This is a genomic window from Citricoccus sp., from assembly GCF_035445025.1.
Taxonomy (GTDB): Bacteria; Actinomycetota; Actinomycetes; order Actinomycetales; family Micrococcaceae; genus Citricoccus.
The window spans coordinates 7,440-24,093 of the sequence record NZ_DAOMPX010000033.1 but is presented as its reverse complement, the minus strand read 5'-3'; the positions used below and the strand labels follow the sequence as shown (position 1 = coordinate 24,093).

Below are 16,654 nucleotides of genomic sequence, written 5' to 3'. Positions count from 1 at the left end.
CGGCCCAGGTCCGGGGAGATGGCCACCGCGGTGACGTGCTGGGCGTGGTGGTCCGCGAGCCACGTCATGGCACCGTGGACCACGGTCCCGGTGGAACCGCCGAACAGGAACCCGCGGGAGGCCAGGCGGTGGCAGGTGCGCACCGTGTCCACCTCCTCGACGATCACCACGTCATCGACCAGTGACTCATCGAGCTGGGGCGGCCGCACGCTCATGCCCAGGCCCGGGATCAGGCGGGTGCCCGGCTGGCCCCCGAAGGAGACGGATCCGGCGGCGTCGACCGCGACGATGCGCACGTCCGGCCGGTGCTCACGGAAGTACCGGGCGCACCCCATCAGGGTGCCCGTGGTCCCCGCCCCGACGAACAGCACCTCGAGCCCGGGGAACTGCGCGGCGATCTCGGGAGCGGTCCAGCGGTAGTGCGCTCCCCAGTTGCCGGGATTGGCGTACTGGTTCAGCCAGACGTACCGGTCGTCGGACTCGCACAGTGCACGGACGTGGTTGAGCCGGGCCCCGAGCAGGCCGTCCACGGGATCGGGCTCGGTGACCAGGTCGACCTGGGCCCCGAGTGATTCCATGAGCTGCCGGGTCGCGGGGTTGCAGCGCGGGTCGATCACGCACACGAAGCGGTACCCCTTGCTGGCGGCGATGATGCTGAGCGCGACGCCGAGGTTGCCCGAGGAGGACTCCACGAGCACGGAGCCGGGGCCGACCTTCCCCTCCCGCTCGGCCCGTTCGACCATCTCCATGGCCGGCTTGAGCTTGATCGATCCCGCGAGGTTGAACCCCTCGATCTTCAGGTAGAGCAGCCTCCCGAGTACTCCCTCCAGGTCGATGAACAGGCTCTGCTCGTTGAACAGGTGCGGTTCCTTGATGATGGTCATGATGTCCCTCGATCTCTTGCCCTATGCGCGGCCCCAGGACCGCTCCCCATCAAGAGTGGATTCGAAAACACGAGAAAGAATCCTCCCGCCCCGGTATTTTGGGAATACCTACACAGCGGTATGCGGGGTACTTTCTCCGGCGTACTCGGGCTCCCTCCACCCGGGCCTCGGCTCCCCTGGAGGCCGGAATGCGGGGTGACCAGCCCGGACGCGGGACAACGCACGAAAAGACCCCCGCCCGGTGGTTCCGGACGGGGGCCTGACAGTTTTCAGCCGGCCGGCGCGGAGGCCGGCCCGGGGACGTCCCGGTGCGTGATGAGGACGGGGCACCGGGCGTGGGCGGCCACGGCGGAGCTGACCGAACCCAGCATCAGGCCGACGAAGCCCCCGTGGCCCCGGCTGCCGACCACCAGCAACCGGGCGTCCTCGCTGAGGTCCCGGAGCACCCGCGCGGGCGATCCCACGCTCACCACCTGTTCCAGACCGGCGGGAGGATCCTCGCCGAACACCGCGCGGACCGAGGCGCCGAGCCGTCTCCGGGCGTCCTCCTCGAAGTTCTGTTCCAGGGGGAAGGGGTAGTCCGCGGCCGTGACCGGCAATTGCCACGTCGTGACCGCCGTCAACGGACATCCCATCAGGTCGGCCATCCGGCCGGCCTCGCGCAGCGCCTCCAGGGAGGCCTGGGAGCCGTCGACCCCGACGACGATCGGCTGTGATGTCTGCATCGTGGAGCTCCCTCGGGTACCGGTGTCCGGGTGTGCGGACACCGTAGGCTCCACGGCGGGGGCCGCACAACGTCCGCCCGTCGGCTATTGCCGGTCCACGTCGTACTGCGCGGCCAGGCGCACCGGGGCGCTCATCGCGCCGTAGCCGTCGTAACCGCCGCGGCGTTCGACCACCTCGAAGAACACGCTGCCGACGGTGCGGGTGTAGAAGTGCAGGAATTCCCCCCGCTCGTCGCGGTCGTACATCAGGTCGTTCTCGCGCAGCACGCGCAACAGCCCCTCGTCCAGGTCGAAGCGGGCGTGCAGGTCCTCGTAGTAGTTCGCCGGGATCGGCAGGAACCGCAGGCCGGCCCGCCGGGCGCGGCGGGCGACCTCGGCCACGTCCGAGGACAGGAAGGCGACGTGTTCCGGGAAGTCGGCGCGCCGCCGTCGCCGTCCCTCGTCCGTGCCCTCGAGCACCTGCGGCAGCATGTTCAGGGCCAGGCGGACCGAGGCGTCGTCCGTCTGCACGACCTGGGACCGCACCAGTCCCTGGGGTGAGGCCACCTCGTTGTTGGCCCGGGCGTGCAGACCGAACAGCGCCCGGTAGAACAGCACGCCCTCGTCGAACCACTGCCACGGCTGGGCCAGGTTGACGTGGTCCACCCCCAGGATCAGGGACTCACCTGCGGACGACGCCGGCGCGTCCGTCGCGCGGAGGTGTCCCGTGCCGCGGCCGGTGGCGTCCGGCCCGAACTCCCCGGTCCAGCCCGGTTCCCGGCCCTCGTCCGGCACCGGGGCGACGAAGAGCTCCGAGCCGTCCGGGGCGGTGACCCCGCGCAGGACCATCTCGTCCGCCCGGTTGGAGCGCCAGGCCACGGGGTACTGCAGCAGCCGGGCGCGGTCCATCGTGGCCCGGGGGTCCGGGACCTGCAGGCCGAGGCCCACCAGCTCGGACCCGTCCTCCCCGCGGGGCCGGGGCCGGCCGTTGAGCACCACCCGGGCGTCTCCGGCGGCATAGAGCCGGACGTCCTTGGTCCGGTGCGGACCGCGGTCCTGGAAGCCCAGGGCGGCCAGGATCTCGGTCACGTCCTGGGGCTCGGCGGCCAGCACCTCGGCGTAGTCCCAGCCCCTCGGCTGCAGGTCCGCCGCCTCGTCCGGGTGCGCCGTCGCCTCCTGCAGCCAGTGCAGGGAGCGCATGGCGGCGAGCGCCGTGCGCGGGGTGTCCGTCTGCCGGTAGACGTCGCTGAAGACCTCCAGGGACAGCGGGCCGGCATACCCGGTGGCGACCAGCTCCCGGTAGAACCCGACCAGGTCGAAGGCGCCCTCGCCGGGGAAGGTGCGATGGTGGCGGGACCAGGACAGCAGGTCCAGCAACAGGTTCGGTGCGTCGGCCAGCTGCACGAAGAAGATCTTCTCCCCCGGGATGGACCGGAACCCGGTGACGTCACCGCGGCGGGAGAGGATGTGGAAGGAGTCCAGGCACACGCCCAGGTTGGGCCGGTCGGCCTGTTCGACCAGGCTCCAGGCGTGCTCGTAGGTGCTCACGTACCGGCCCCAGGCCAGCGCCTCGTAGGCGATGCGGATGCCGTAGCCGGCCGCCAGGTCGGCCGCCTGCCGCAGCTGGTCGATCGCGACCTCGTCCTCCCACCGGGTGGCGGTGCCGACGTTGGAGCACAGCAGGATCAGGTCCATGCCCATGCACCGCATCAGCTGGAACTTGGCCTCGAGCCGGCGCAGGTTGGCGGCGAAGACCTCGGCCTCCACCCCCTCGAGGTCGCGGAAGGGCTGGTACAGGTCCAGGGTCAGTCCCAGCTCCGCGGCGAGGTCGGCGACCTGTTCCGGGGACAGGGGGGAGGCCACGAGGTCCGGCTCGAAGACCTCGATGCCGTCGAAGCCCGCCCGGGCGGCACCGCGCATCTTCTCCTCGAGGGTTCCGGACAGGCAGACGGTGGCGATGGAGGTCCTCACGGCGCTCACTCTACGCACCCCGCCCCGTCGACTGGGCGGCCACGAGGTCCAGGAAGTGGCGGCGCATGCGACCCGCGTCGGCCGGACGCCCAGTCACCAGGCCGAAGGCGTCCACGGCCTGGCCCACGGCCATGGTCCCGCCGTCCACCACGGCGCAGCCCCGGTCCCGCGCGGTGACGATCAGCTCGGTGTCCACCGGCAGGTAGACCACGTCCGAGACCCACATCCCCGCCCGCAGCCACTCGGCGGCCACCGGCATGCCGGGGTGCAGGTGCATGCCCACGGGCGTGCAGTGCGCGAAGCCGGTGGCCCGGGCCAGGGCCTGCCGCAGTTCTCCGTGGGGCCGGGCGGACACCCGCTGGGCCGGGAACTGCTCCTGCAGGTCGGCGGCCCGCGCACCGGCCCGGTCCGCGTCGAGGTCGATCAGCACCAGCTCCTCGGCACCGGCGCGCAGCAGGGCGTAGGCCACGGCCGAACCGGCGCCGCCGACGCCCAGCTGGACCACCGAGGTCAGGTCCGCCTCCGGCAGCGTGGTGCGCAGGCCGGTGATGTACCCGGAGAAGTCCGTGTTGTGACCCACCGAGCGCCCGTCGGCGAACACGACGGTGTTCACGGCCCCGAGGTTCCGCGCGTCCTCGTCCACCTCGTCCAGGTGCGCCATGATCGTCTGCTTGAACGGGTGCGTGATGTTGAAGGCGTTGAAGCCCAGCCGGCGGCCGTACTCCAGCAGCAGGGGCGCCTGGCGCTGGGCCTGGTCCCCGGTGAACCCGAGGGCGGCCACGTCCACGGGACGGTAGAGGTAGTGCAGTCCCTGTTCGCGTCCCTCCCTCTCGTGCATCGGCGGGGTCAGGGAGGCGGTGATCCCGTCCCCGATCAGCCCGACGAGGTAGGACTCTGCGACTGTGCTCATGCGGTTTCCTTCGCGGTGGTGAGTGGTGGGTGGACGCGCCTCAGCGCGGGGGCAGTTGGATTGAGAGCTGGTGGGCGGCGGCGAGGAGCGCGGGCAGGTGGCCCTTGAGCCCCTCCAGGTCGCAGCGGAACAGGGGGGCGGCCAGCGCCACGACCGCGATCAGCCCTCCCGAGGGGTCCTGGACCGGGACCGCGATGGCGGCCATGCCGATGTCGTTCTCCTCGGACTGCCCGGCCCAGCCCTGCGCGCGGGCCTCGGCGACCTGACGGGCGAGGACGGCGCGGTCGGTGACCGAGTGCTCGGTGCGGGGCGTCAGGTCCACGGTCGCCAGCAGGTGTTCCCGGGTCTCCTCGTCCGTGAAGGCCAGCAGCGCCTTGCCGATCGCGCTCGTGTGCAGCGGGCTGTATCCCCCGGGATCGGTGGTCGTGCGGAATTGCGGCCCGTCGACCGTGTGGACGGTCAGCGCACGCCCGCGGTCCAGCACGGACAGGATCGAGCTCTCCCCCGTCGCCTCGGTCAGCCTCGAGAGCACCGCGGCGGCCGTGGCCGTGAACCCGCGGCGGTGTGCCACCTGCTGTCCCAGCTGGAAGACGGGCAGCCCCAGCGAGTAGCGCTTGTCCCGGGGGTCATAGGACAGGAAGTCCGTCTCGGTCAGGGTGGACAGCAGCCGGTGCACGGTGCTGAACGGGTAGTCCACCCGCTGGGCGACCTGCGCGGCCGTGCCGCCCTCGGGGAATTCCCCGACCACGGTGAGGATCTCCAGGGCCTTGCCGACCGTGCCGGTCTGGACCGTCGCCATGCGTGCCTCCTTGACACTCCGCTGTGATGTGCGCCATGCTCATTCCTAACATACAGGAGTTACTCCCAATATTCGAGAACTCCACGTCTGCGGAGGGGATTCGCCCCCGCTCTCTCCCTGAAGATGGACAACCCAAGGACCCCGTCATGACCCATGCAGCCCCTGACGCCGGCGCCCACGGCGCCACCCACGTCAAGACCCCCAGGAAGGCCGCCCTGGCCGCCTGGATCGGGTCCGCCCTGGAGTATTACGACTTCGCCGTCTACGGCACCGCGGCGGCGCTCGTCCTGAACCACCTGTTCTTCCCGGACGACGCCTCGCCCGGCGTCGCGATCCTGCTGTCCATGGCGACCGTGGGCGTGGCCTACGTGGTGCGCCCCCTGGGCGCGCTCATCATGGGTCCGCTCGGGGACCGCCTGGGCCGGAAGTTCGTGCTCATGCTCACCCTGTTCATGATCGGCGGGGCGACCTTCGCCGTCGGTTGCCTGCCGACCTACGACCAGGCGGGGATGCTCGCCCCCGCGCTGCTCGTGCTCTGCCGCATCATCCAGGGCCTGTCGGCCTCCGGTGAGCAGGCCAGCGCCATCACCGTGTCCCTCGAGCACTCGGAGGAGCACCGCCGCGCGTTCACCACGAGCTGGACCCTGCAGGGCACCCAGTTCGGCACGTTGCTGGCCACCGCCGTGTTCATCCCGTTCACCCTGCTGCTCACCGAGGAGCAGCTGTTCTCGTGGGGCTGGCGCGTGCCGTTCTGGCTCTCCGCCGTGGTGGTCGTGGTCGCCTGGGTCATCCGGCGCAAGCTGGAGGAACCGCCGGCCTTCGAGCAGACGAAGACCGCGCTGCCCGATGAGAAGCCGGCGACCCCGCTGGCCCTGATGGTCAAGTACCACAAGGCGGCCGTCGCCCGGATCGCCTGCGCCGCGATGATCAACACCGTCAACGTGGTCTTCCTGGTCTGGTCGCTGTCCTTCGCCACCTCGGTGGTCGGGCTGGACCGGCCCACCATGCTGTGGGTCGCCGTGCTGGCCAATGCCGTGGCCCTCGTGGTCATCCCCCTGGCGGCCGTGCTGGCGGACCGGATCGGGCGCAAGCCGGTGTTCCTCGCCGGTGTCATCGGGCCGGCCGTGATGATGTACCCGTACCTCTCGGCGATCGAGGCCGGGAACTGGACGCTGATCTTCCTCTTCGGCGCCACCCTCTCGGGGTGCTTCTACTCCCTGGCGAACGGGATCTGGCCCTCGTTCTACGCCGAGATGTTCCCCACCCGCGTGCGGGTCACCGGCCTGGCCATGGGCACGCAGATCGGCTTCGCCGTCTCCGGCGGCCTGACGCCGATCGTCGCCTCGGCGGTGGCCGGCGCCGAGGGCACGAACTGGCTGGCCGTGGCGATCGTCGTGAGCATCGCGTGCCTCATCTCCGGCACGGCGGCCCTGACGGCCAAGGAGACCAAGGACCTGTCCCTGGACGGGATCGACGCCCTGCACACCACCCGCACGGAGGCGGCGGAGCTCGCCCGGCTGGACCGGACCACCACCCCCGCCGGCACCGCCCGGTGAGGTCACCGGCCGGCTGACCGGACCTGCCGCGACGACGACGGCGCCCGCGAGACTCGCGGGCGCCGTCGTCGTGGTGGGTGGGGTCCTACCGCCCGGACACCAGCCGGGCCATGTGCTGCAGGGCCAGCTGGTATCCGTGCACTCCGGCTCCGGCGATGACCGCCACGGCGGCCTTGGAGACGTAGGAGTGGTGCCGGAACTCCTCCCGCTGGTGGATGTTCGTGATGTGGACCTCGATCACCGGCAGCTCGGCCGCCAGCAGCGCGTCCAGGATCGCGATGGACGTGGTGGTGTACCCGGCCGGGTTGAGGATGATGCCGCGGCCGGCCGTGCGGGCCTCCTGGATCCAGTCGACCAGGGTGCCCTCGTGGTTGGACTGCCGGAAGTCGACGGTCAGGCCATGCTCGGCGGCCGTCTGCTCGCACATCGTGCGCACCTCCTCCAGGGACGTGCTGCCGTACTTCTCCGGTTCACGCTGGCCCAGCAGGTTCAGGTTGGGTCCGTTGAGTACGAAGACGGGCTTGTCGGCGGCGTCGGCCATCGGGTCCTCCAGGGGTTCGGGGCAGGCGGGCGGGGGTCGGGCACCGCGCCGGAGAGGGTCCGGCGGGGCCGTCTCCAGTCTCCCCCATGCACGGTCCGGGCCCTCGCTCCATGGCGCCGCCGGTCGCCCATGGACATCTCATCCGTGTTTGGCACACTGGGGCCATGACGGAGAACACGGGAACCCAGACCACGTACACCAAGCCGCTGGCGATGACCGGGACCGGGCTCCTCGCCCTGGCCCTCCTGACCGGTTGCTCCACCGCCGAGCCGGAGGCCGACGGCACCCCCGCGGACAACGGGGCCACCACGACGGCCACGGCCACCACCGCCCCGATCGAGAGCTCGCCCGCCGAGTCCTCCCCCGGCACGGGGACACCGGCCGAGGACGACTCCTCGAGCCCCGCCGGGGCCACCGGCACCACCGGCACGGGTGGCACGGGCGAGGAGGACCCGGCGTACGCCGCGATCGATGCGGCCCTGGGCCAGCACCCGGATGCCTTCGTCGTGAAGGTCGACCGGGAGGACAACGGCTCGTCCTACGAGATCGAGGCCCACCTGCAGGGTGAGATCCTCGACCTCACCGTGTCCTCGGACGGCGCGGTCCGCGAGGACGGCAGGGACACCGACGACGACCACCTCCGCCGCGCGCGGGATGCCAGCGTCACCGCGGAGGACGCCGCCCGGGCCGCACTGGAGGGCCGTGCGGGCCAGACCATCGACGAGATGGAACTGGATGACGAGGGCGGCACCCTCGTGTGGAAGGTGGAGCTGGACCGCGAGAACGGCGACGACGGCGAGAAGCTGCACGTGGACGCCATGACCGGCGAGGTCACCCCGGACCGCTGAGCGGGCGACCTCAGTCCCGTGCGCGCAGGGACCGCCGCTTCATCTCCAGGTCGAGCAACTGCCGGTTCAGGGCCGCGAACTCGGCCGGGTCCCCGGCGGGGCCCATGCGCTGCAGCCGGCCCAGGAGCTCGGCCTTCTGGTGGGTGATCTGCAGCTCGAACAACCGGTTCATGATGTCCCGGCAATAGCGGATCAGGTCCTCGTCCGTGCGGGCCGGCAACGGCGTGACCGCCAGCTCCCCCACCAGCGGTGCCAGCTCCACCGGCACCTCCTGACGGACCTGTTCCACCCACTGCGAAGGGGTGGCCCCGGCCATCCCGGCGGCCCGGATCCCGGAGTGCACCACCGCGTAGGCCGGCACCTTGAAGTCGGCCGAGTAGAACGCCTGCCACTGCTCGGCGGAGAGCAGCGTCGGCTGTTGCAGCACCACCTCGAGGGCCTCCTTCTCCATCCGCGCGGCGGGGTCGCGGGCGTCCGGACGCTGGAACCCGGGGGGCCGCCCGGACGCGGCCGGGTCGCCGTCGGGCCGGTGGTCCTCCCCCGCCGATGACCGCCGCTCCCCCCGCCGGGCGTCCGCCGATGAGGCGGCGCCGCGCTGGGCGCGCTGCACGGCCTGGTGGACGGTCGACTGGTCGAGGCCCAGCCACCCGGCCAGTTCCCGCTCGTACCCGGGGCGGACGACGGAGTCCCGGATCCCCGCCACGATGGGGGCGGCATGGCGCAGCGCGCCGGAACGACCCTCCACGGTGTCCAGGTCGAAGTTCTTCATCCCCGCCTTGATGGCGAACTCGAACAGCGGCCGGCGCGAGTCGATGAGGGCGACCACGGCCTCCGGCCCCTTCTCCTGGCGCAGGTCGCAGGGGTCGAGCCCCGAGGGCTCCACGGCCACGTACGTCCTGGCCAGGAACTTGCTGTCCTCCTCGAAGGCGCGCAGGGCGGCCTTCTGGCCGGCCGCGTCACCGTCGAAGGTGAAGATGATCTCCCCGCCGGTGCCGTCGTCCGAGATCAGCCGGCGGGCGATCTTGACGTGGTCGGAGCCGAACGCGGTGCCACAGGTGGCCACGGCGGTGTCCACGCCGGACAGGTGCGCGGCCATCACGTCCGTGTACCCCTCCACCACGACCAGCTGGCGCTTCTTCGCGATGTTCCGCTTGGCCGCGTCGATGCCGTAGAGGACCTGGGACTTCTTGTAGAGCTGCGTCTCCGGTGTGTTGAGGTACTTCGGCCCGGGATCGTCCTCGAAGAGCTTGCGTGCGCCGAAGCCGATCGTGGCCCCGGTCATGTCCCGGATGGGCCAGACGAGCCGGCCGCGGAAGCGGTCGTAGATCCCGCGCTGGCCCTCGGAGAACAGTCCGGTGAGCTTCAGTTCGTCGTCCCGGAAGCCCTTGCGGCGCAGGTGGTTCAGGAGGTTGTCCCAGCCCTGCGGCGCGTAGCCCACGTTGAACTGCGCCGCGTGCTCGAAGGTGAAGCCGCGGCCGGCCAGGAACTGCTGCCCGGTGGCCGCGCCCTCGGTGCGCAACTGGGACTGGAAGTACTCGTCGGCGACCTTGTTGGCCTCCAGCAGCCGCTGGCGCCGGCCGACCTGCTCACGGTCCGGGCCCGTCCCGCCGTCCTCGTAGTGCAGCTCGATCCCGGCCTTGGCCGCCAGCCGCTCCACCGTCTCGGCGAAGGTGGTGTGCTCCATCTTCATCAGGAAGCTGATGACGTCCCCGGACTCCCCGCAGCCGAAGCAGTGGTAGGTCCCCACCGAGGGGCGGACATGGAAGGAGGGACTGCGCTCGTCGTGGAACGGGCAGAGGCCCTTGTAGGAGCCCACCCCGGCGCCCCGGAGCGTGACGAAGGCGTCCACGATCTCCTTGAGGTCCGTGCGCTCGCGGACACGATCGATGTCCTCGCGCTTGATCAGACCTGCCATGCCCTCCAGTCTAGGCGTGGACGGGGTGCGCCCGGCCCGGTCGTCCACCGGACCGCCGGGCGGGGGTCACCGTGGGTGTCCGCCGTCCGGGACGGCCCAGACCGGGCCCACCACGCGGACCCGGACCCTGTCACCGGCCGCGGCCGCTGCCGCGAGGGAACGCGAGCGGATCACGGTTCCGTCCGGCAGGGTCAGGGCGGTGAGCGTGTCGTGTCCGTAGAACTCCACGTCCCGCACGGTGGCCACGGGGCCCTCGACCGCCCCGGTCCCCACCGGATCGATGCGGACCTGCTCGGGCCGCAGGACCAGGTGCGTGGCCCCCGGCCCACCCGAGCGGACCTCCACCGGGCCAACCGCGGTGCGGGCCCGTCCGCCCGGGTCCGTCCCCGTGAACGGCAGCAGGTCGGCGTCGCCCACGAAGGACGCCACCCAGGAGTCCGCGGGCTGGGCGTAGACCCTCGACGGGACCGCGTCCTGGCGCACCCGGCCCTCGCGCAGCACGACGACGCGGTCGGCCATGGACAGGGCCTCGTCCTGGTCGTGGGTGACCAGGATGGCGGTGGCCCCGTCCTCGTGGAGCGCGGCCCGGATGTCACGGCGCAGCTCCACCCTCAACGAGGCGTCGAGGGCGCCGAAGGGCTCGTCGAGCAGGACCAGCCGGGGCCGCGGCGCCAGGGCCCGCGCCAGGGCGACCCGCTGCTGCTGGCCGCCGGAGAGTTCGTGGGGCATGCGGTCGCCCAGCCCGGCCAGGTCCACCAGCGCGAGGCACTCCTCGATGCGCGCGTCCCCTCGTCGCTGCGTCCTCGGCAGGCCGAAGCCGACGTTCCCGGCCACGGACAGGTGCGGGAAGAGGGCCCCGTCCTGCGGCACGACGGCGACGTGGCGCCGGTGCGCGGACACGTGTGTCCCGGGGAGGGCCACGGCCCGGTTGCCCAGGGCGATACGCCCCCCGTCGATGCGCTCGAAGCCGGCGATGCAGCGCAGCAGGGTGGTCTTGCCGCAGCCCGACGGACCCAGTACCGCCAGGAAGCCGCCCTGCTCGAGCTGCAGGCCCACGTCCTGCAGGACGGGGTGGGACCGGTAGGACTTCGCGACCCCCGCCAGGTCCACCGCGAGCCGGGGGCGCGGCGCCGGGTCCCGGGGTCCGGACCCTGTCAGGGGGGCGGGGTTGACGGTGGATCTCATGACTGAACGTCCTCTGCGGGTCGTCGGAGCGTGGTGGTGCCCGGGACGGCCCCGAGGTTGCCGACCTCGCCGGCCACGGAGTCGACCATCAGGGGTGCCGCGGGCGACGGTGCGAGGAGCGTGCCGTCCTCGGGCGGGGTGGCGTCGGACGGAGCCGGCCGGACGATCCCCGAGCGCTGGACGATCACCCAGGTCGGGACCGCCGCGAGGAGGACCAGCAACAGCGCGTAGGGTGCCGCTTCCGCGTACCGCCCGACGCCCGTGGCGCTCCACAGCCGGGTGGCCAGGGTCTCCATGCCGGTGGGGCGGAGCAGGAGGGTGGCCGGCAGTTCCTTCATCGCGGCCAGGAAGACCAGTGCGGCGCCGGCGCCGATGCCCGGCAGCGTGAGCGGCACGGTCACCCGCCGGAACACCTCCGCGGGGGTGGCCCCCAGGGACTGCCCGACCTCCTCCAGGGACGGCGGGGCCTGGGCGGCGGCGCCCACCACGGCCGCCACGCCCAGGGGCAGGAACAGGGTGGCGTAGGCCAGGGCCACCAGCCAGGAGGTCTGGTAGAGGGGCAGGACCACGGTGACGCCGAAGAACACCAGGGCCAGGGCCACCACGATGCCGGGCAGCCCATGCGCGAGGTAGACCGCCCGCTCGACGAACCGGGTCAGCCGCCCGTGGTGCCGGGCCACGAGGATCCCGATCGGCAGGGCCAGCACCATGGTCACGACGGCGCCGAGCAGGGACAGCGTGAGGGAGCCGGCCGCGGCCTCGCCGATGCGCCCCCACGCGTCGGCCAGGGAGGTTCCGGCCACGGTCCACCGCACCAGGGAGACCGCCGGGACCCCCAGGGCCACCAGGACCACGGCCCACAGTCCGGTGGCGGCGGGCCAGCGCCAGGCGCCCAGGTCGGCCACCACGGGGGGACGGCCCGGCCGGGTGGAGGCGTAGCGGGTGCCCGCCCGGCGCGTGGCCCCCTCACCCCACAGGATGAGTCCGGTCAGCAGGACCAGCAGGGTGGCCAGGGACAGCGCCTGGTCCCGGTTGAACCCCACGGTGTGCGCCGTGTAGATGGCCCGGGTGTACGTGTCGAGCCGGAGGATGGACACGGCCCCGAAGTCCGAGAGGACGTACAGCGAGGCGAGCAGGCCCCCTCCCACGATCGCCGGCCGCACCTGGGCCAGCGTGACGGTCATCAGCGTGTTGAACGGCCCCCGGCCGAGTGAGCGCGCCGCTTCCTCCTGCCCCGCGTCCGCCCGGCTGAGCGCCGAGGCCACGGGCAGGAAGACATACGGGTAGGTGTAGAGGGTCAGGACGACGCACGCCGCCGTGAAGCCCTCGAAGCGCCCGCCGGGCGCCCCGTTCCAGAGGTCGGCCACGGACACCCAGGTGAAGGCGGCCACGTAGGAGGGCACGGCCAGCGGCAGGGCCAGCAGGACGGCCAGCAACCGGCGGTGCGGGACGGCGGTCCTGGTGACCAGCCAGGCGCCGGCCACCCCGATCACCAGGCTCGCGGCCGTGACGACGGCGGCCAGGGCCACCGAGGTGGCCGCCAGCCGGCCGGACCGCCACGTGAACACGGTGTCCAGCCAGGCCGGCAGCCCCTGCTGGCCGGTCCGCAGCAGCAGGTAGCCCAGGGGGATCAGCGCGACCGCCGTGGCCACGAGGGCCACGACGGTCAGCGCGGGGTGACGGCGGGCGGAGGTCAGAGCAGCCCCGCCTGCGTGATCATCTCGATCGTCTGCTCCAGGTCGTCGAGGTCGTTGAGGTCGACCTTGGGTGCCTCGAGCTCCTCGAGGGAGGGCACGCCCTGGGGCGCCTCCGCGCCCTCGATCATCGCGTACTCGTTGGTCTCCTCGACGAAGTAGGCCTGGCCCTCCTCGGACAGCAGGTAGTCGATGAGGGCCTGGGCATCGCCGTCGGGCTGGTCCCCCACCAGCCCCGCACCGGAGACGTTGACGAGGGCGCCGGTGTCCTGGGCCCCGAAGAAGTGCATGCGGACCGACAGGTCCTCCGGGTCCACGCCCTTCTCCTGGGCGAGTTCGTGCACGTAGTAGTGGTTGACCAGGCCTGCGTCGATGGCGCCCGAGTCCACGTCCGCCACGATGTGGCCGTTCTTCTCCCGGATCTGGGGGTCGTTCGCGGCCAGGTCCTCCAGCCATGCCCGGGCCGCCTCGTCCCCCTCCATGACCCTCATCGCGGTGATGAACGACTGGAACGAGGCGTTGGTCGGCGCGACCCCGACCCGGCCCCTCCACTCCTCCGAGACGAGCTCGTCCACCGACTGCGGCAGCTCGTCCTCGGAGACCTGCTCCGGGTTGTACACCAGGACCCGTGACCGGCCCGTGAGGCCCACCCAGTCCCCGTCCGCGGAGCGGTAGGACTCCGGCACGGCGTCGACGGTCTCCTGGGGCAGGGCCTCGAGCAGTCCGGCCCGCGAGACGGCGCCCAGGGCACCGGCGTCCTGCGCCAGGAACACCTCGGCCGGGGACCGGTCGCCCTCCTCGAGCAACTGGGCGGCCATGCCGGCGGTGTCGCCGTACCGCACGTCGACCTCGATGCCGGTCTCCTCCGTGAACCGGTCCAGGATCGGCTGGACGAGTTCCTCGTTGCGGCCGGAGTAGAGCGTCAGCTGGCCGTCCCCCTCGGCCGGGGACCCCGTGGTCCCCTCCGCCGTGGCCGCGGCGGTGTCCGGGGCCGGCGCGGTGGCCGTGTCCGTGGAGGGCTGTCCGCCCGAGCATGCCGTCAGGCCGAGGACCACGGCGAGCGGGAGGGTGAGGGCGACGGGGGTACGGCGGTGGTTCATCGGCTGACTTCCTGTCCGGACTTCTGGAGGGGAGATCCCGGCGCGCCCTTCCGAGTCCGCCGAGGCTCCGGGGGTGAGGTAAGTCTCACCTAACCCGAGCAGCACCCAGAATACACAACGCCGTCCTTGCGCAATAGGACGGCCCCGGTGGTGAGCCCGTCGGACGAGACCACCCCGGGGCCGGCCCAGCGGGGACAGGGAGAGGACTACACCCCGGCCGGGGTGCGCTCGGCGGGTCCGGCGACCGCGCCGGCGTCGCCACCGGTGCGTCCGGAGCCGTCCCGCTGCGCGCGGCGCATCGTCCTCAGGCCGGTCACCGCCAGGCCGCCCAGGGCGCCCGCGACGGCGAAGCCGAAGAAGCCCCAGGGGTAGGCGATCCCCGCGGTGACGAGGGTGCCCCCCATGATCGGCCCGGAGATGGCGCCCAGGCGGCCCACCCCGGCGGCCATGCCCAGGGCCGTGCCGCGGACCTTCGGCGGGTAGTTGGTGGCGGCGAAGGCGTAGACCAGGTTCTGCGCCGAGAACACGAAGCAGCCGGTGATGAAGATCATCACGTAGATGCCCAGCAGCGGCAGCTTGATCGCCAGGGCGGCCAGCAGCACGGCCGAGGCCAGGAACCAGATGATGCCCGCGTTGCGCGGGGTGATGGCGTCCCCCACCCGTCCGGCGACGAGCAGGCCGATGACCGCGCCGGCGTTGAGCACCACGAGGAAGCCCAGGGAGTTGCCGAGGTCGTAGTCGGCGGCTCGCATGATCTGGGGCAGCCAGGTGTTCAGGCCGTAGACGAGCAGCAGCCCCATGAAGGAGGCGATCCACATGAACACGGTGTTGCCGCGGTACGCGGCGGAGAGCAGCAACGAGGCGCCCTGCTTCTCGGTGCCGGCACGCTCCGGGGAGGCATCGACGAAGGCGCGCTCGGGGTCCTCGTCGATCTCGACGCCGTAGTGCGCGGCCACGGTGTGGGCGTCCTGGATCCGTCCCCTGGAGAGCAGGTAGTCCGGGGACTCCGGCAGGAAGCGCCACATCAGCGGCACGAGGACGAGGGCGGGCAGGCCCCCGATGAAGAACATCTCCCGCCAGCCGGAGACGGTGTTGGCGGCGGCCCAGATCGCCAGCAGGGCGGTCACGACGGCGCCCACGTGGTAGCCGGTCATCATCAGCGTGGTGGCGTTGGAGCCCTTCTTGTGCCCGGCGAACTCCGTGACCATGGAGATGCCGGTGGGCAGGCAGCCACCCAGGCCGAGGCCGGCCAGGAAGCGCAGCAGCCCGATGGTGAAGGCGTCCTGGGCGAAACCGGTGACGAAGGTCAGCACGGAGAAGGCGATCACGGCGCCCATGAGCAGATTGCGGCGGCCGAACCTGTCCGTGAGCCAGCCCATCCCGAGGGCGCCCACCATCATGCCGACGAGCCCGGCGGTGGCGATGACGGTGCCGTCGGCGTTGTCGATGCCCATGGTGGGGTCGGAGGTGAGCATCGGCATGATGGCGCCGAGGACGACGGCGTCGAAGCCATCGAGGAAGACGGCGAACCAGCACAGCGGGGCCACCCAGTTGCGGCCGCGCAACACGAGTGAACCGGACCCGCCGGCGGGGCGGGCGGTGGTGGACGTGGACATGGAACCTCCGGGACGGGGCGATCGTTTGACGGGGATGGGGCGCGGGGCGCTGACGACGAGTCCTGCGTCATGGGTGGCCATGACGGCGCTCACACGATGGGCGACCAGTTTACCTTACGTATACGAAAGTCTGTCACCGGGCTCACAGCACGGGGAGACCCCGCCCACCCGGTTCGGGGGAGGGTCCTGCTTAGATGGGCCCTGTGACGTGTCCCGAGCAGAACCCCGAGATCCCCGGCCTCTCCGAGGCGATCGCCCTGGCCCGCGACGCGCGGCGGGTCGTCGTGCTGTCCGGCGCCGGCATGAGCGCCGAGTCGGGCGTGCCCACCTTCCGGGACGCGCAGACCGGGCTGTGGGAGCGGTACAGCCCGGAGCAGCTGGCCACCGAGGAGGCCTGGTACGCCGATCCGGACCTGGTCTGGTCCTGGTACCAGTGGCGGGCCCGGCTGGTGCGGTCCTGCTCCCCGAACGCCGGGCACCGGGCGATCGCCGCCTGGCAGCAGGCTCGGAGCGCCCCAGAGGCCGGATCCCTGGTCATCTCCACCCAGAACGTGGACGACCTGCACGAGCGCGCCGGAGCCGACGTGCTGGCCCACCTGCACGGCTCCCTGTTCGACTACCGCTGCGCGGACTGCGGCACCGGGGCCGACCACGATCCGGGCTCGGCGGGTGACGATGGGGCCGGCCCTGCGGACCCCGCCGCCCCGGCCGCCGGCAGCGAGGCCGACCTGGAGCAGCTGTTGCGGCGGACCCCGCCACCGTGCCCCGCGTGCGGGACCGGACGGTTGCGTCCGGGCATCGTCTGGTTCGGCGAGATGCTCCCGGAACGAGCCCTCCAGGACACCTACGCCGCCCTGGACTCCTGTGACCTCGCCGTCGTGGTCGGCACCTCGGCCGTCGTGCAGCCGGCCGCCTCGCTGCCGTACGTCGC

Annotated in this window: 14 protein-coding genes; 3 read left to right on the top strand and 11 right to left on the bottom strand. The window is 72.1% G+C overall.

The features are described from left to right. The 5 genes from sbnA to PLJ28_RS10975 all read right to left on the bottom strand — a co-directional run. On the bottom strand, positions 1-884 hold an 884-nt coding region (gene sbnA / locus PLJ28_RS10995; RefSeq protein WP_324590126.1), incomplete at its 3' end, for a 2,3-diaminopropionate biosynthesis protein SbnA. 269 nt (positions 885-1,153) lie between these two features. Next, positions 1,154-1,609 (bottom strand): universal stress protein, encoded by a 456-nt coding sequence (locus PLJ28_RS10990; protein ID WP_183524143.1) that lies wholly within the window; start codon positions 1,607-1,609, stop codon positions 1,154-1,156. An 84-nt stretch (positions 1,610-1,693) separates the two neighbouring features. Then, entirely contained in the window at positions 1,694-3,559 is a 1,866-nt protein-coding gene (locus PLJ28_RS10985; protein ID WP_183524140.1) for a sugar phosphate isomerase/epimerase and 4-hydroxyphenylpyruvate domain-containing protein, read from the bottom strand. 10 nt (positions 3,560-3,569) lie between these two features. Beyond that, complete coding sequence (locus PLJ28_RS10980; protein WP_183524137.1) at positions 3,570-4,469, bottom strand: shikimate dehydrogenase; 900 nt, start codon at positions 4,467-4,469, stop codon at positions 3,570-3,572. Between the two features lie 40 nt (positions 4,470-4,509). After that, complete coding sequence (locus tag PLJ28_RS10975; protein WP_183524134.1) at positions 4,510-5,268, bottom strand: IclR family transcriptional regulator; 759 nt, start codon at positions 5,266-5,268, stop codon at positions 4,510-4,512. 146 nt (positions 5,269-5,414) lie between these two features. Here PLJ28_RS10975 and PLJ28_RS10970 point away from each other — a divergent pair, with 146 nt between their 5' ends. Further along, complete coding sequence (locus PLJ28_RS10970) at positions 5,415-6,824, top strand: MFS transporter (protein ID WP_183524131.1); 1,410 nt, start codon at positions 5,415-5,417, stop codon at positions 6,822-6,824. An 85-nt stretch (positions 6,825-6,909) separates the two neighbouring features. Here the strand turns inward: PLJ28_RS10970 and aroQ are convergent, their stop codons facing one another. Continuing rightward, the gene (aroQ, locus tag PLJ28_RS10965; RefSeq protein WP_183524128.1) at positions 6,910-7,365 is read right to left on the bottom strand and encodes a type II 3-dehydroquinate dehydratase; all 456 of its coding nucleotides are present in this window, start codon (positions 7,363-7,365) and stop codon (positions 6,910-6,912) included. A gap of 164 nt (positions 7,366-7,529) precedes the next feature. Between aroQ and PLJ28_RS10960 the strand changes: the two genes are divergently transcribed. After that, on the top strand, positions 7,530-8,213 hold the full coding sequence (locus tag PLJ28_RS10960) for a PepSY domain-containing protein (protein ID WP_324590125.1): 684 nt from the start codon (positions 7,530-7,532) through the stop codon (positions 8,211-8,213). 10 nt (positions 8,214-8,223) lie between these two features. On the opposite strand, the gene dnaG is transcribed toward PLJ28_RS10960, so the two are convergent. The 5 genes from dnaG to PLJ28_RS10935 all read right to left on the bottom strand — a co-directional run bounded on the left by dnaG (position 8,224) and on the right by PLJ28_RS10935 (position 15,723). Beyond that, positions 8,224-10,128: a DNA primase gene (dnaG, locus tag PLJ28_RS10955; protein ID WP_324590124.1), complete on the bottom strand. Its 1,905-nt coding sequence runs from the start codon at positions 10,126-10,128 to the stop codon at positions 8,224-8,226. Between the two features lie 66 nt (positions 10,129-10,194). Beyond that, entirely contained in the window at positions 10,195-11,313 is a 1,119-nt protein-coding gene (locus PLJ28_RS10950) for an ABC transporter ATP-binding protein (RefSeq protein WP_324590123.1), read from the bottom strand. Continuing rightward, positions 11,310-12,965, bottom strand: coding sequence for an ABC transporter permease (locus tag PLJ28_RS10945; protein ID WP_324590122.1), 1,656 nt, complete (start codon positions 12,963-12,965; stop codon positions 11,310-11,312). Before PLJ28_RS10945 ends, PLJ28_RS10950 begins: the two co-directional genes overlap by 4 nt. A 41-nt stretch (positions 12,966-13,006) precedes the next feature. Further along, positions 13,007-14,107 (bottom strand): iron ABC transporter substrate-binding protein, encoded by a 1,101-nt coding sequence (locus PLJ28_RS10940; protein WP_324590121.1) that lies wholly within the window; start codon positions 14,105-14,107, stop codon positions 13,007-13,009. A gap of 206 nt (positions 14,108-14,313) precedes the next feature. Continuing rightward, the gene (locus tag PLJ28_RS10935) at positions 14,314-15,723 is read right to left on the bottom strand and encodes an MFS transporter (RefSeq protein ID WP_324590120.1); all 1,410 of its coding nucleotides are present in this window, start codon (positions 15,721-15,723) and stop codon (positions 14,314-14,316) included. Positions 15,724-15,917: 194 nt separating this feature from the next. On the opposite strand from PLJ28_RS10935, the gene PLJ28_RS10930 reads away from it, so the two are divergent. Next, on the top strand, positions 15,918-16,654 hold a 737-nt coding region (locus PLJ28_RS10930), incomplete at its 3' end, for an NAD-dependent deacylase (RefSeq protein ID WP_324590119.1).